This is a genomic window from Paenibacillus sp. 23TSA30-6 (genome assembly GCF_014858585.1).
Classification (GTDB): Bacteria; Bacillota; Bacilli; order Paenibacillales; family Paenibacillaceae; genus Paenibacillus.
The window spans coordinates 69,549-85,156 of record NZ_SLTL01000014.1; the positions used below are offsets into that span (position 1 = coordinate 69,549).

General features: G+C 47.6%; 10 protein-coding genes. 9 read left to right on the forward strand and 1 reads right to left on the reverse strand.

Annotated elements, in window-relative coordinates; translation table 11 throughout:
• Positions 1–261 precede the first annotated feature (261 nt).
• From pulA to E0698_RS14635, 7 genes are all read left to right on the forward strand, one after another.
• A complete protein-coding gene (pulA, locus tag E0698_RS14605) occupies positions 262–2,763 on the forward strand; it encodes a type I pullulanase (RefSeq protein ID WP_192512020.1) in 2,502 nt (833 codons plus the stop codon).
• A gap of 232 nt (positions 2,764–2,995) precedes the next feature.
• Positions 2,996–3,637 carry a 50S ribosomal protein L25 gene (locus E0698_RS14610; protein WP_149093729.1) on the forward strand — a complete coding sequence of 214 codons (642 nt, stop codon included), beginning with the start codon at positions 2,996–2,998 and terminating at the stop codon, positions 3,635–3,637.
• Between the two features lie 375 nt (positions 3,638–4,012).
• Entirely contained in the window at positions 4,013–4,999 is a 987-nt protein-coding gene (locus tag E0698_RS14615) for a S66 family peptidase (RefSeq protein ID WP_192512021.1), read from the forward strand.
• Between the two features lie 51 nt (positions 5,000–5,050).
• Positions 5,051–6,712: a sensor histidine kinase gene (locus E0698_RS14620; RefSeq protein WP_337916271.1), complete on the forward strand. Its 1,662-nt coding sequence runs from the start codon at positions 5,051–5,053 to the stop codon at positions 6,710–6,712.
• Positions 6,709–7,473, forward strand: coding sequence for a LytR/AlgR family response regulator transcription factor (locus E0698_RS14625; RefSeq protein ID WP_192512022.1), 765 nt, complete (start codon positions 6,709–6,711; stop codon positions 7,471–7,473). Before E0698_RS14620 ends, E0698_RS14625 begins: the two co-directional genes overlap by 4 nt.
• Positions 7,474–7,663: 190 nt before the next feature.
• Positions 7,664–8,911 carry an L-lactate MFS transporter gene (locus E0698_RS14630; protein WP_192512023.1) on the forward strand — a complete coding sequence of 416 codons (1,248 nt, stop codon included), beginning with the start codon at positions 7,664–7,666 and terminating at the stop codon, positions 8,909–8,911.
• Between the two features lie 178 nt (positions 8,912–9,089).
• A complete protein-coding gene (locus E0698_RS14635) occupies positions 9,090–10,001 on the forward strand; it encodes a serine/threonine protein kinase (RefSeq protein WP_134913195.1) in 912 nt (303 codons plus the stop codon).
• Between the two features lie 49 nt (positions 10,002–10,050).
• On the opposite strand, the gene E0698_RS14640 is transcribed toward E0698_RS14635, so the two are convergent.
• On the reverse strand, positions 10,051–12,141 hold the full coding sequence (locus E0698_RS14640) for a VWA domain-containing protein (RefSeq protein WP_238354000.1): 2,091 nt from the start codon (positions 12,139–12,141) through the stop codon (positions 10,051–10,053).
• Between the two features lie 631 nt (positions 12,142–12,772).
• Between E0698_RS14640 and E0698_RS14645 the strand changes: the two genes are divergently transcribed.
• Positions 12,773–14,941 carry a transcriptional regulator gene (locus E0698_RS14645; RefSeq protein WP_149093953.1) on the forward strand — a complete coding sequence of 723 codons (2,169 nt, stop codon included), beginning with the start codon at positions 12,773–12,775 and terminating at the stop codon, positions 14,939–14,941.
• A gap of 119 nt (positions 14,942–15,060) precedes the next feature.
• On the forward strand, positions 15,061–15,486 hold the full coding sequence (locus E0698_RS14650) for a hypothetical protein (protein WP_013311475.1): 426 nt from the start codon (positions 15,061–15,063) through the stop codon (positions 15,484–15,486).
• The last annotated feature ends 122 nt before the right edge of the window (positions 15,487–15,608 follow it).

A 15,608-nucleotide genomic window follows, 5' to 3' on the forward strand; every position in this document is an offset into this window, starting at 1 on the left:
GTTAAAGGGAATTATTTATGGTGCTTGGAGGGCTGCTGCTGTAGCCTGTTCATAGTTTTGTCATAAAATGGAGTGTGCGTGTGAAATGAAAGCAGCATCCGTATTTGAAATCATCCGACTTTTCAAGCTTGTCTTATTTTGATAGCCTAGTAGGTAAGGATTTTCGCAAAATCCTGAGGTATATTGACAAGTCGTAAACATCATAAATGATGGATGAACAGAGGCTGAAAGCCGATGTACAGAAATGGGTGGTGAACAGGAATGTCTGATTTCAATCAACTCAAGGAGCTTGAGCACACAACATATCCCACATATGAAGGCCATGATTTGGGTCTTACTTATACGCCTGCGGGCAGCATGTTTAAAGTATGGGCACCGACTGCGAAGCAGGTCCATGTAGCGCTGTATGACAACGCTGGATTGTACGACCAAGAAGGTAACGTTCAGGACCATAGCGGTGGCCGGGAATTTCCGATGAGCCGTGATGAGCGTGGTGTATGGTCCGTAGAGCTGGAAGGCGACTGGAACAAGTATTATTACATGTACAGGCTGGAATGGGCAGACCGCACACTTCATTATGCAGCCGACCCTTATGCGACAGCGGTATCAGCCAATGGACAGCGTACGGCAATCGTTGATTTGGCTCAAACCCATCCCGATGGATGGAAAGAGGATGCCGGCCCCACACTTGCCCGGGCTACGGATGCCATTATATATGAGCTTCATGTACGTGATTTTTCAATGGATACACATTTTAATACTGGAGAAAAAGGCTTATCTGCCGCACAAGGACGGTTTGCAGCCTTTACGTATACGGGATTAAAAGATTCGGTGGGCAACAGCATCGGACTGGATCATTTGCTGGAGCTGGGCATTACACATGTCCATCTGCTTCCGGCAGCTGATTTCCATACGGTAAATGATTTTGCGGAACAGGGCACGGAATATAACTGGGGCTATGATCCGCAGCATTATAATGTGCCGGAGGGATCTTATTCTTCCAATCCGGCTGACCCGGAGGCACGAATACGGGAGTTGAAGCAACTGGTGCAATCCCTGCATACTGCTGGCATCGGTGTCATTATGGACGTCGTGTACAACCATACTTTCTCGGTGGAAAAAGGGCCGTTCGACCCTGTTGTACCGGGTTACTATTACCGTACGGATGAGCATGGTCAGCTTTCCAACGGCTCGGGTGTGGGTAATGAGGTGGCAAGCGAACGCCCCATGGTTCGCAAGTATATCAAGGATTCACTGCGCTATTGGGCAGAAGAATATCATATAGACGGCTTCCGTTTTGATCTGATGGCACTGATTGATACGCCGACTATGGAGCAGCTTACACAGGAGCTTCGCTCTGAGGTTCGTCCTGATCTGCTTATCTATGGAGAGCCTTGGACGGGGGGAGAATCCCCGCAGCCTTTGCTGACGTTAAAAGGAACACAACGGGACAAAGGCTTTGCCGTCTTCAATGACAACTATCGTTCTGCTATTAAGGGTGACAGTGATGGTACCGCAAGTGGCTTTGCCACGGGGGCATGGGATCAGGAGGAACTGGTGCTTAAAGGTGTTTTTGGAGCTATTCATGATTTTACAGCCCAACCTTCGGAAACGGTCAATTATGTCACGGCTCACGATAATCTCAATCTGTGGGATAAAATTTTGACGGTGCGACATTTGCGGGAACACTGCGGTTTTCCTCAATGGGAGCAGGGTCAGCCGCAGGATGGGAGAGCGGCCGAACAAGCCGTGGCGGAAGCAGACCCGTACCGGGAAGTGAATGAGCATGACTTGCTGGAGAATGAAACCGTACGCAAATCCTTGCTGGCAAACGGCATGGTGCTGACCTCCCAGGGCATTCCCTTTATCCATGCAGGTGATGAACTGTTGCGCTCCAAATATGGAGACCATAATAGCTACCGTAGTGTGGATGTGGTGAATGCTATTCGCTGGGAGAACAAGGCGAGATTTCGTCCCGTATTTGATTACTATCAGGGATTAATTGCTTTACGGCGCAGTCATCCGGCATTCCGGATGGATCATCGGGAGCTGGTGGAGCAGCATATGGAAGTGCTGCACAGCAGCGGGCATGTGGTAGCTTTTGCATTGAGGCACCATGCTAACGGCGATGCCTGGAATCAGATTGTGGTGATTTATAACGGCTCGGATACGGAGCAGACGATACTGCTGCCTGCGGAATCGGATCGCTGGCATGTCGTTGTGGATGCTCACGGGGCTGGAAATGAGATACGGTATGAAGTAGCAGGCCATCGTGTGACCGTTTCGCGCTGGTCGATGATGGTACTCTATGATCAGGAGGAACCCGCTCAGCCATCCTTTTTGACCGGACAGGATCAGACTAACGAGCTGGCGGAGAACGGATTGGAAGGTTCGGATAAGGGAACAGACCAAGAAATCGCAGGTCACTACGAAGAAGCGGCGTTGTATCGCACCATTGAGTTGATTTACGAGCGTGCGGATCGACAATATTCCGGTTGGAATGTGTGGGTATGGGGCACCGGATGCCGGGACGGACATGTAGAATTGAGTGAATTGGATGACGGTCGCGCAGTAGCGCGTATTCAAGTGGCTCCTCATGTGCGGCGGATCGGCTACATCATCCGTCTCAATCAGTGGGATGCCAAGGATATTGAGGCCGATCGGTATATTGATGTAGACCTGAACCGATCTGTGATGCAGGTATTGATTCACAGTGGCAGAGAAGAATATTTGCTGTTGGTCAACGACAACCGGGCAGGATAGCTTTCTAGGGTTGGTTGTCTTTCGTACATTGAATAGCATTTTTCGATTATTTCGAGAGATGCTATTTTTTTATGCAAACGTGTGTCATTTTCAGAAAAAAGGGGTAATATAGAATTATGGACTTGTTTGATTTTGCCAGCTTGCTGGCTTACACCTTGTAGTACGACTGGTAAACAGGCAAGATTCTTGAGGAATAATCATTTGTAAGGTAACCTGAAGGAGGTTGTATATCATGAGTTCTAATGGAGGAAGTATTCAACTGACCGCCCAGCCGAGAACAGAGAAGAAGGGTTCGGCACTTCGTGGATTGAGGTTAAAAGGACGGATTCCAGCTGTGGTTTACGGCTCTGAGCTTGAAGGAACCCCTGTACATGTCGATACCAAAGAATTTAATAAAGTAGTCAGAACCGGACGTTCGGAGGTGTTCAACCTCACCGTAGAGGGTGGAGAAACCATTCCGGTCATCATTAAGGATTATCAGCAACGTGACAACCAGTGGTTGCATGCCGATTTTTTGAAAATTTCCAAAAACAAGCCGCTTCGCGTGCGTGTTTCTATTGATTATCAGGGTACACCTGTAGGTACAAAAACGGGCGGTATTCTGCAAATTCAGGAAAACGAAGTCGAAGTCGAGGGTCTTCCTGCTGACCTGCCATCTACCATTGAGGTGGATGTATCCGCACTGGATGTCGGTGACAAGCTGAGCGCGAGCGACCTGAAACTTCCTAAAGGAGTAACGTTGCACGTTCCTGAGGAAGAGTTGCTTGCTTCCATTATCGTTCCGCGTGCGGTTGAGGTGGAAAATGCTGCTGTGGCAGGTGATGCAACTGCAACAGAAGGTACAGAACAGGCTTCCGAAAACAAGGAATCCTGATGCTGTAGGTCATCGGATAGATGAGTGTCTTCCTGCTGAAGACGGCTATTTAAAGATAAATCTAAAATCGCTCCCTGATCAGGGGGGCGATTTTTTGCGTTTAAATATGTCCCGGCACTATCTAATCCCTCGATGTGTGTGTCTAATGGAGTAGGTTTTGTCGTTGCAGCAGTTATGACGATTTTGAATATTAAAAGCTTTATCATCAGGCTAATGAGCCAGGGAATATCGCTATCAAGCGGTAATCCCCGGTTTTTTACTGCTGTATGAAGGAGAGGGGAAATGGAGAGCGTATTTCTAAAAGCTATAATTTGATGGAAGTTGATGGTATAATTTGTGGCAGTTTAAATGCTTCGTATATAGGGGGGAATGACCATGATCATAGGAAAGCAAGCGCCCAAACTAAAGGCTGGAGACGAGATACGCATTCTTTCGCCGTCCAGAAGTTTGTCTATCGTTTCTGAGAAAAATCGTCTAATTGCCCAGCAAAAGCTGGAGCAACTCGGATTTACGGTGAGCTTTTCGCAACATGTGCTGGAAAGCGACGATTTTACATCTTCCTCAATAGAATCCAGAGTGGCAGATTTGCACGAAGCTTTTGCCGATCCGAAGGTGAAGGGCATTTTGACTGCCATTGGAGGGTATAATGCTAATCAGCTCCTTGCCCACCTTGACTATGAACTGATTGGCGCTCATCCTAAACGGTTATGTGGTTATTCGGATATTACTGCTTTAAGTCATGCTATATATGCAAAAACGGGACTTATCACGTATGCAGGGCCTCATTTTTTGACATTTGGCATGCAGCAAGGGAATGAATATACGACAGCGTATTTTCAAAGGATGATGTTGGAAGAGGGCAGTATTCAAATCCAGTCTTCGCCAGAGTGGAGTGACGATACATGGTATTTGGATCAGGATCAACGAATCTTTCACCGCAATGTCGGGCCTTATGCGATTCACGAAGGAGAAGCATACGGTACGATTGTGGGTGGAAACCTGTGTACCCTGAATTTATTGCAGGGAACCCCGTATATGCCGAGTCTGGAAGGAACGATTCTATTGGTTGAGGATGATTATGAAAGCTCTCCTGCTACGTTTGATCGAGATTTGCAATCATTGCTGCACCAGCCGGGATTCGATCAGGTGAGAGGAATCATCATCGGACGTTTTCAGCAGGCATCTCATATGACGGAAAAATTGCTGAGGCAAATCATTAGCTCGAAAAAGGAACTGGCCTCTATTCCGGTGATCGCAGATGCCGATTTCGGACACACCACACCGCAATTTACATATCCGATTGGCGGGAAGGCGAGTATTCGTGCCCGGAATGGCATGATTGATCTTGAAATATGTGAATAGTGAGAGTGGTACAAGGCTTGATGAATGGGTTTATATTTGGGAGGAACGCATGTGAACGGCTTTTTGGAAATGCTGATGCAGCTATTTGAACGCGCAGCGTTGTTGCTGATTTGTCTATTTTTTATTACCCGTATTCCCCGGTTTAAGGAGACCTTGCAAAAGAACAGTCATTCCCCGGCAGAGCTGACGCTATTAACGATGATTTTTTGCATGTTTGCGCTGTTTGGCACGTATACCGGGATCGAAGTGGAAGGATCGCTCGTCAATGTCCGGATTATTGCGATTATGGCGGGTGGCATCTTATTTGGACCGTGGGTCGGGATTATTACGGGTATTGTATCGGGTATTCACCGTTATCTGATTGATATCGGGGGAGTGACCTCAATTCCGTGTCTAATTACGAGTATTCTGGCAGGTGTGGTATCAGGGTACATTGGTCGCCGGGTCGACCGTTCCAAGAGATGGCTGGTCGGCATTGCCGCCGGGATGATCTGCGAAACATTAACGATGCTCCTTATTCTGGTGATGGCAGAACCGTATGAGCTTGGTTTGGATATCGTTTCGAAGATTGGTCTGCCCATGATTATCGGGCAAGTCAGCGTCGGTCTGATCGTTCTGCTGATTCAGAGTGTCGAGGGGGAAAAGGAAAATATCGCAGCCAGACAGGCCAAGCTGGCACTGGATATTGCCAACAAGACGCTGCCTTATTTTCGCTCCATTAATGCCGAATCGCTGCATACCATTTGTTCGATCATTAAGGAGGATATCAAGGCGGACGCAGTGGCGATTACGGATACCAGAGATGTCTTGGCCTACGTCGGTTTTGGCGAGGAACGTTATCACATCGGCGACGAGATCATCAGTGATGTGACCAAATCGACAATACGCAGCGGTAAAATTACCATTCGCAACCATATTGCCGACGATAAAACACCTCAAATCCAGTCTCTGCTCATTATCCCGCTGGAGGAACGGGGAGAGGTGACCGGAACCCTGAAAATTTACTACCGCAAAGCTTATAAAATCACGTATCCGTTGCAAACAATGGCGATTGGCTTGTCCCAAATTATTTCCACATTAATGGAAGTATCGCGTGTGGAGCAAATTAAGGAAGCGGCGAATAAAGCCGAGTTGAAGGCGCTCCAGACTAAAATCAATCCGCATTTTCTGTTCAACGCGCTGAACGCCATTGCCTCTACGACGCGCACCAAGCCGGATAAGGCACGAGAGCTGATTATTAATTTGTCGGGATATCTGCGTTATAATTTGGAGCTGAATGATGATTTGATCGAAATTCATAAGGAGCTTCAGCAGGTGTCTGATTACGTGGAAATTGAAAAAGCCCGCTTCGGCAACCGGCTTCAGGTGGTGTATGTGATGGACGAGGTGTCCGTGCGCATTCCAAGCCTTATCATTCAGCCGCTGGTTGAGAATGCGATTAATCATGGAATTCTCAAGAAAAAGGGACCGGGTACAGTTACCATTTCTGTAAAGGATCGGGGAGAAAAGGTGCGGATTTCTGTGGCAGATACAGGAGTAGGCATACGGGATGATGTCGTGGATAACCTGTATCATGATCGGGTTCCAGCCAAACAAATTGGCTTGTATAATGTGCATAGACGACTCAAGCTCATGTATGGAGAAGGGGTTATTATTCTCAAGCATGAGCAAGGCACCGAAGTTTATTTTGACATACCAAAGGAGCAGTCATGAAGGCCATCATTGTAGAAGATGAAATTCCGGCGCGTGAAGAGCTGGAGTATCTTATTCAGACCCACAGCCATATTGAAGTGACGGACAGCTTTGAGGACGGGCTGGACGTGTTCCGTTTTTTGCAGGACCATGAGACGGACGCTATTTTTCTCGATATTAACATTCCTTCTCTGGACGGGATGCTGCTGGCGCAGAACATTAGCAAATTTGCCAAAAAGCCTTATATTATTTTTACGACCGCCTATAAAGAGCATGCCGCGCAGGCTTTCGAACTGGAGGCATTTGATTACATCCTCAAGCCGTATGATGAAAAACGGATCGCCGCCATGCTGCACAAGCTGGAAAATGCATACGAGCAGCGGAACGTTCAGGTACAGGAGAATGCCCAGCCTGCGCAGCCCCGACCTGCTGAAACCAGCATCGTTAGCGCCCCGGGCCGTATCAATCTGCTGAAAAACGACAAAATCATTGTAACGGATGCCAACGATATTTATTATGCGTGCGCACAGGAAAAGGTCACCCTTGTCTTTACAAGACATGAGGAATACACGATGCCGATGAGCATTTCGGAATTTCATGCCCGACTGCCGCAGCAGGACTTTTTCCGCTGTCACCGATCCTACACGGTTAATCTGTCACAGATCCGTGAAATTGTACCTTGGTTCAATCATACGTACCTCCTGCGCTTGCGCGGTGTGGACGCGGAGATTCCGGTAAGCCGCAGCAAGGCCAAGGAATTTCGGCAAATTATGCGGCTATAAAGGCATTTCATTCCGCTATAGGTGCATTTCATTCCTCAAACGATTTCTGGCTAACATGCAGCGTTATAATGATCCATGTAGAGAGAATCCTTACAGACTTGCTTCTCCCGAGGCGCAAAGCGTACTGGATTCCCGGTCATCATGATAACGAATTGAAGCTATAGAGCCGGAATGAAAAGAGGAGATTCATATGAAAACAAACAGCGGAAACCGTTGGCTGGTCGTGCTTGGAACGATCATCGTCCAAATGGGATTAGGAACGATTTACACATGGAGTTTATTCAATCAACCGTTGGTGGACCGCTTTGGCTGGAATCTCAGCTCGGTTGCCATTACATTTTCGATTACCAGCTTTGCGCTGGCGTTTGCTACATTGTTCGCAGGTAAGCTACAGGATAAATGGGGATTACGTCGTCTGATTTTGTGCGCGGGCGTTGTGTTGGGCGCAGGACTTATACTCAGCTCACAGGTAACTTCCCTGTCCCTGTTGTACATTTTGGCGGGTATTGTTGTAGGATTTGCGGATGGTACGGCTTATATTACATCACTGTCGAATCTGATTAAATGGTTCCCCGAGAGAAAAGGACTCATTTCCGGTATCTCGGTTGGGGCATACGGAACAGGCAGTCTTATATTTAAGTATATCAATGGTTCGTTAATTCAGTCGGTTGGCGTATCGCAGGCGTTTCTGTATTGGGGAATGATCGTGCTGATCATGATTGTGGGCGGTTCCTTCTTGGTACGGGAAGCAGCAGTCGTGAACAAGCCTTCGGTACAAAATGGAGTTGTGCAGCGTGATTACACTGTAAAAGAAATGCTGCGCACCAAGCAGGCTTATCTGTTATTCGTCATGTTCTTTACGGCTTGTATGAGTGGCTTGTATCTGATTGGAGTTGTAAAGGATATCGGCGTACGGATGGCGGGGCTGGATGTAGCCACAGCCGCCAATGCGGTTGCTATGGTCGCTATTTTCAACACGGCGGGTCGGATCATATTAGGTGCGCTGTCGGATAAAGTCGGTCGCCTGAAAGTGGTAGCGGGTGCGCTGTTAACAACAGCGGTCGCAGTTACAGTGCTGAGTCTGGTGCCGCTGAATTACGGTTTGTTCTTTGCCTGTGTAGCAGGGATTGCCTTTTGCTTCGGCGGTAACATTACAGTCTTTCCTGCCATCGTGGCGGATTTCTTCGGTCTAAAAAACCAAAGTAAGAACTACGGTATCGTGTATCAGGGCTTTGGCCTCGGTGCGCTGGCGGGTTCCTTTATCGCAGCCTTGCTTGGCGGATTCATCCCGACCTTTACCACGATTGCTGTACTGTGTGTCGTATCGTTCTTGATTGCACTCACCATCCGTACCCCGGATCAAGGCAATTTACGCAGCCAACGGAAGAAAAATACCAACAGCATGCGCAGCATGAAGCCTGAAACGAAACTGGGTTAAAAGGGATTAAGAACAAAGTACCAGATGAATGCCAAAAGACCTGTCATCATTTCTCTGAGGGAGATTATGGCAGGTTATTTGTTTTTCCATTATTCGATTTTACGGTATAATGAAAAGATATGTAATAAGCCGATATATACAAAAGACATAAGCTAAGAACCTGACAGGAGGACGAGTCATGATCGTGGATACAAGCGGGAGCCTGCTTGCCCGCAATACGAAGCTGCGAAATACATATCAAATTCGAAGCGCCTTGTCCCGCAGTGAGCTGGCCATCGTGTATACGGCAAGGCTGTTGGATAATCGAGAAAAGGTCATTGTTAAGGAGTTTTTTCCGAATGCGCTTGCTTTACGGGGATCGGATCGAAAAACGGTGACTTGCAGTGCATCTATGCAATTCAAATATGTGGAGTTTATGCATTATTTCTTGCGTGAAGGGCAGATGCTCAAGGAATTAAGCCATCCGGGTATTGTCGGTTATATAGATCACTTTGAAGAAAATGGAACCGCTTATCTGGTCATGGAATACTGTGCCGGCAAGACGCTGGACCTGGTGATGAAGGAAGAGGATGCTCCAACGTCTGATCCTGCTTTTTTATATCATTCACTGCTGCCTTTAATTGATGCCATGGAGTATATTCACGACAAAGGCATTATTCATCGGGATATTAAGCCGGGCAACATTATGATCGGGGAGAATGGCAACATCAAGCTGCTTGATTTTGGATCGGCTGTGCATTTTGAAGGCAAAGAGCATCCGATCTTCACCACGGCGGGCTACTCTCCGCTGGAGTTCTACTCTAACCGCTCGCAGCAAGGACCCGTGTCGGATATCTACAGTCTAGCCGCCACGCTGTATTATTGCCGAAAAGGATCACCTCCACCGGATGTGCCGGGCAGATTGTTTGCAGATCAGGCTGACCGGATTCAGATCGAAAATGCAGGTCTTTCCCTGCTGCCGTATGTGATTCGGCGTGGTCTGGAAGTACAGGCGAACAAGCGTTGCCGCTCGCTTAGATGGTTTAAGGCCGCACTGCGTGCGGAATATTGGATAAAAAAAGGGAAGCGCCCTACTCTTACGGTTCGTTAATCGTAAGAGATGGTGCTTCCCTTTTTTTGTTTCCGACGGACGTTATCCATTATCCTGTCGGAGCTTGAATATGATCGGTGTACACGGAGGTATTGGGCTTGATCGCCTTGTACCGCAGCTCGATTTCAGTTACACCGTCCTCGAACGTAATGTAGAGCTTGTCGCTGTACTCCAGCACGGCCTTTTTATTGCGCCCAATTCTGACTTTCCCGTGCTGCAAGGCGCAGCGTGTATCATGTTTGACCACCAGAGTCCCTTTTTTACCTGCGGAAAAGACAATCCGCTCCGCTTCCGGCAGCGGTTCGTGAACGTCAAGCGTACGGAACAACTCCTGCAAGCTGACCTTCCGTCCCGGAAAGGAGGTAAGCGGCCAGGATTTTACCGGAATCTCCTGTCCACTTGCTGTCGCGAGGAAATATCCTTCGATTCTTCCCGCAAACTGCGGTTTTGGCCGCAAGAACCAGTACAGAAGTGCTGCTACTACGATACTAACAGCTACCGTCCATTTGATGGCTGTATACCGGGACTGTACGGAAACGGTCAGCGTAGCGCTACTGGATGCTCCTTCCGAATCGGTAGCGGTAATTTTCAGCTCGGAGTCGCCCGTGTGAAGCCCGGATAACAGCAGATCTGTGCCGTTAATCTCAGCATTCGCCGCATCCCCGGAGGCTCCTGAATCCAACTTATAGATGAGCTTGTCATGATTAGGATCAGCAAAAAATTCGCTTAAACTCCGGCGGGCATCCCCGTCTTCCTTCACCAGACGAATCGTCAGGTCCTTTAAAGCCTGCGGTGCTGCATTCGCCGCATGGACGGTATGGACTGCTCCCTTGCGATACCATTGCGGGCTGTCCAAAGACAACTGCCACGTATAATCTCCCGTTAGAGGGAACGCGTATTCGGTCTGGAAGAATCCTGACTTGTAGGTCATAGGTACCTTTTTGCTTGTACCACCCTTTACGGGTGTAACCATGATATTGGCTTGAAGCGATTTGTATACGGCTTCGTCTGTAAGCTTTTGACCGTCCGGCAGCAACAACTGGGCCTTGAACGGTATGGCTTGTCCTTTAAGTAGCTGCACGGGTTTGTTTCCACTGGCTTGTGTTTCCTTGTTTCCCGTCATGGTAGCCTCGGCTTCCAGTCGATAGCTGCCAAGCAAATTGATTTTGACCAAATCTCCGCGTATGCCCCTCAGTTTCAGCTTGACTTTGCCTGCCTGTGGATGCTCAATTTTTAAAATCGCATATCGACTCGATTTGTACCTGCGGACATTTTCTGAATTGGAATAGAGCTGTGTTTCCTGAAGAGGATGCTCCGACAAAAGCACCAGATTAGCTTCTTCCATGCTGGAGTCCGGTATATCTACTGTTAATTCTTGCATTTCGCCGGTGGTCGTAATCGCCGCGACTGGAACGAGCTTGGAACGAATCTGGCTGGCAAAAATACGGTTCAAAATTTCCGGCAGATCCTCGGCGCTGCTCGTTATAAAAGAGGCTCCTCCCGTTTGCGAAGCGATTCGCTCCAGTTCTTGTCGGTTCACCGTGCCGTCATGATTCAGTCCAATGGTATACACAGGGTATCCTTTGGTCTGTGCAGACTTAATGACGGAGGACACGTCATTACTTGAGTCCCCTTTGGATCGGGAACCGGAAGAGGCTCCAAAATCAGTCTCTCCATCTGATAACAGGATCATAAAAGGCTGACGTCCTTTGGAAGTCCCTGCGGCAAGCAGTTCCGAGCCTTTACGCAATCCAAGTCCCAAATCTGTATAACCGGAACGGTTCAGCGTTCTGATTTCCTGCTGAATTTGTGATTTTTGCGCTGCTACCGCAATAGAAGTCAGCGACTTCGAAGCGACTACATGATGGTTGTAAGCGACGAATCCGACGCGTGTACGGTCTGCATCACTCAAATCCATAAACATATTGATAACTTCGGCCGCAATGCCCTCGGGATCGGTATCCCTCATGGAATAGCTGGTATCCAATACAAAAACGGCATCATAACCTTCGACCGAAACAGTTCCCAAAGATGCGGCATTGGCCTGATTTACAGTCCAAATGACCCCGTTTGAGCCAATTTGAAAAAATAGTACAAAAGTCATAAAAGCAATGATTCCCAATTTCCTCATTCTGAACATAAGCCCCTCCATCGACGAGGCCAATGCGGGCGCGCCCACTCTCCTAATCCTTGGTATATAAGGGATAAAGGATCAAAACAGACTGTTAACCCTCACATTAGCCATGAATTTGATACTTTTACGCTTAACAGAAATATCCAATGGATTTCTATCGGCAAATGAGTTCCATTTGTGAATAATTCCCTGAATAAACAGGTCTAACATATCATGAAAATTACGTATTTACGCATAAAATGAGTCGAATTGCCCTGTTTCAATCTGGGGCTACAGAAATTGACAAAACTAACGGGTACTTTGTATGATAGCTCTCGTATCAACGGCAAAAAATGGGATAACAGTAGGATCACGGAATAACAGAATCGCAATTTTCCTTGTTACCTGAACGATATATCTCCGTTTGTTAATTTTGCCATTAAAAGTTAAACGAACGCTTCGGACTGATTTTCGAGGTTACATGCCTGTACTGCGTATAGCAGTATGAGCCGAATCCTTTGGCCAATTTGAATGTTATGTAGGGGGGAGGAGGCAAAAGAACTAAGCGTGGAAACCCGATTGCTCTAAATTGGACATCCCGTGTCCGTGTATGGGGCTTTCGACGTATATCCATACTTTAATTCGTTTGCCGACAGCGATGGAAATCATTTATCAAACAAACCGGACAATGCTTTTTGAAGAAATCAACCCGGAAAAGCTGGACCTGATCACAATTGTAGGTGATGTGAAGGGCATTGACAGCTTGAGTGATGAGAAAATCAAGGAAATTAACCAGCACCTTCTGGTGCGCAGCTTCGACGAATTTTTGGATAAATTTTCGCCGACTGTGTATTCGTTTTTTAACGCGGCTAATCAAAAAGTGGTCTATACCCTCAAAAAGCCGGAAGGGATTGATGAGGACAGCATTTCTGAAATTCGTGTGAACCAAAGTAATGATTTTCTGAAAATGTTGTTTACGCTCATCGATACCAAGCGCAGCCAAGGAATCACAAACGTGGATTTCAAGTTTGAAAATCTGCTGGATATGATTTCTCCGAAAAAGGTTATGGACGATATTCGCCAAGTCCGCAAAGAAATTCACTATATGTATGGTGAATATGACAAGCTGGATGATGGCGATCCGAAGAAACTCGACATGGGCGACAAGCTGAATGGCATGTTCGAGGAAGCAAGCCAGAACTATAACAACGTTATGGCGATGCTGCCATTGGCGATTGAGGATATCAAAACCCGCCTTTTGCTCGGTGGTGCCCAGGAGGAAAACTCCGGTGAGCTGATCCAGGTGGGTATGCTTTCTATTGGGGAAAGCGGCGAGCTGAAAATTATTGAAGCACCGAAGAGTGACAGCACCGAGCTGATGCTGCTGGACGAGAACAGCACGGGCGATTTGTCACAGGTGTTCGAGGAAGATTACAACTCGATTACCGATACGCCTTCCGACTATGTGAAGGATTTGGTGGTTCGCACATTTGTGCCGCTGCCGGCTGTTCAGACCAAGGTTGATACAGCAGTTGAAGTTCAGAACTACAACACGTATCTGGAGTTCTATAAAAATGCCAAGGATGATTTCGTAAAGGCGGTTAAGCCGCTTGTGGAAAAAATCCTCGGTGTCAAAATGTTCTTCGATCAATATGCAACGAAGAGCAAAGGTATGTTGCCGACCATGCTGGTGGCAAATAACAAGCTGGACATGCTGGTGAAAAGCAGCAATATCCCGCGTCTGGAAACATACCTGAACACCGTGAATGCCAAAAATGAATTCAGCGACACGATCTGGTTCGGTATCGTTCCATCCGTCGAGCTGGAAGCAGCCGGTAAGGTGAAGGTTTCACGTGAACGCTTTAAGGGCAACGAGAAGGTCGTTAAGCAGGGCGGGAATTCTATGGAATCGCTCTCGATGCTGCTGCAAGTTGTGAAGGATTACAAAATTCAAATGTTCTTTAATTTTGAATCCGGTGAAGAAACGACTTTCAACAGTATGGCGACAGCAGGTATCGACAAATATGTCGACAAATGCGCCAGTCTCGTTCGCAGAGAATACAGCGAATTTGCGATTCCTTGTGTACCGAACTTCACGATTATTCCGAAGGACAAATCGGGTGTCATTATCGACAGCAAAATGCTACAGACCGAAAGCGGTGTGCAGCTCTCCAAGGAGAAAGAGGATATTCTCAAGCTGTGGATCGAAGGCGTTTATGTGGGTGCAGCCTACGTTGCCGCTGGTTTGGTCGCTTCTTATCAGTGTCCTGAATACCTGCGTGAGACGTTCAAAACGGTCAACAAAAACTTCCCTGGCGTACGCTTTGACATTGAAGCGGGAGACAACAGTCTGCGCACGGTGACGACGATGGCCAAGGAAATCACCGGGTTCACCAACACGATCAAGGATGCCATCAACCGTAAAAACTTCGGCTTTGTATTCTCATCCGAGAATGCTCAGATTCAGGATAAGGATATCCGCCGGATTACCGTCTACAAGGCGAGAAGCATGGCGATGTCTGAGGACGGCTTTGACTCCATCTACAAGACGCTGGTCAGCACGTACATTGAACGTATTTTGCGCTACCAGACAGGAGACTTCAAGCACGAAAATATCGTCCGCTTCTTCAGTAACAATCCGAGCAGCCAAAAGAGTAAGTGGCTGGGCAGCAGAGGATCTGTGAACTCGATCATTCAGGACGGAGACGATATGAGCTTCATTATTGATGAGAAAAGCAATATGTGCCATATCGATCTGGTCTTCAACGGCAATGTGAAGAACCTGGAAGTCATGATTACTAAAGGAACCAGCTCGGTCAAATCATGATCCGAGCGCTACGAAAGATGTTAGAGGCGATTCTATCCAGAACCGCTTTTATACATAAATTGCGGAGAAGCCCTGCTTCTCCCGCCATCATATTACCTAATTTCAAGGAGGCAACACACATGGGATTCAGACTGAAAGTTGAAGGACAAGAAACAATCGAGCTGGGCTTGGATAACATCCAAACGGTTATTTATGACACCGATACACCGGACGACTCCAATGCACGTTCCACTGACGTAGGCTCCACGCTGCGCATCAGCGGTAAAATTATCACAGCCGTAGACGGCGACAGCGCGGATGACACGCTGAAACTGGCTTTGTGGTCCCTGGTTCCTGCTGAAAAAGCAGACAGCTACCGTAAAGTAACACTGGAAGTTATCGCAGCTGACCAAGTTGTGCGTAAAATCCACTTCCCGAACGCATTCGTTGTAGATTACAACGAGCATTTCGGTGACACAGAAGGTGTAGGTGCATTTACACTCTACATCAAACAAAAGAAAGACAAAACCGAGCTGGCTACCATCGACGGCGGATATCCGGTTTAAGTTTGACGTCCTGACGTTAAGCGCAGCTTGAACACACACTCACTCCACGTGCAAGCGTAGGGTGGATCAATATTAAGAGGCCCCCGGGTCTCTTAATATTTGTTTTTTTCGGAGAGGGGAAC

Excerpts from the sequence above, each read along its gene's own strand:
- pulA (WP_192512020.1), top strand. The coding sequence starts at position 262 with ATGTCTGATTTCAATCAACTCAAGGAGCTTGAGCACACAACATATCCC.
- E0698_RS14610 (WP_149093729.1), top strand. The coding sequence starts at position 2,996 with ATGAGTTCTAATGGAGGAAGTATTCAACTGACCGCCCAGCCGAGAACA.
- E0698_RS14615 (WP_192512021.1), top strand. The coding sequence starts at position 4,013 with ATGATCATAGGAAAGCAAGCGCCCAAACTAAAGGCTGGAGACGAGATA.
- E0698_RS14625 (WP_192512022.1), top strand. The coding sequence starts at position 6,709 with ATGAAGGCCATCATTGTAGAAGATGAAATTCCGGCGCGTGAAGAGCTG.
- E0698_RS14630 (WP_192512023.1), top strand. The coding sequence starts at position 7,664 with ATGAAAACAAACAGCGGAAACCGTTGGCTGGTCGTGCTTGGAACGATC.
- E0698_RS14635 (WP_134913195.1), top strand. The coding sequence starts at position 9,090 with ATGATCGTGGATACAAGCGGGAGCCTGCTTGCCCGCAATACGAAGCTG.
- E0698_RS14640 (WP_238354000.1), bottom strand. The coding sequence starts at position 12,141 with ATGTTCAGAATGAGGAAATTGGGAATCATTGCTTTTATGACTTTTGTA.
- E0698_RS14645 (WP_149093953.1), top strand. The coding sequence starts at position 12,773 with ATGGAAATCATTTATCAAACAAACCGGACAATGCTTTTTGAAGAAATC.
- E0698_RS14650 (WP_013311475.1), top strand. The coding sequence starts at position 15,061 with ATGGGATTCAGACTGAAAGTTGAAGGACAAGAAACAATCGAGCTGGGC.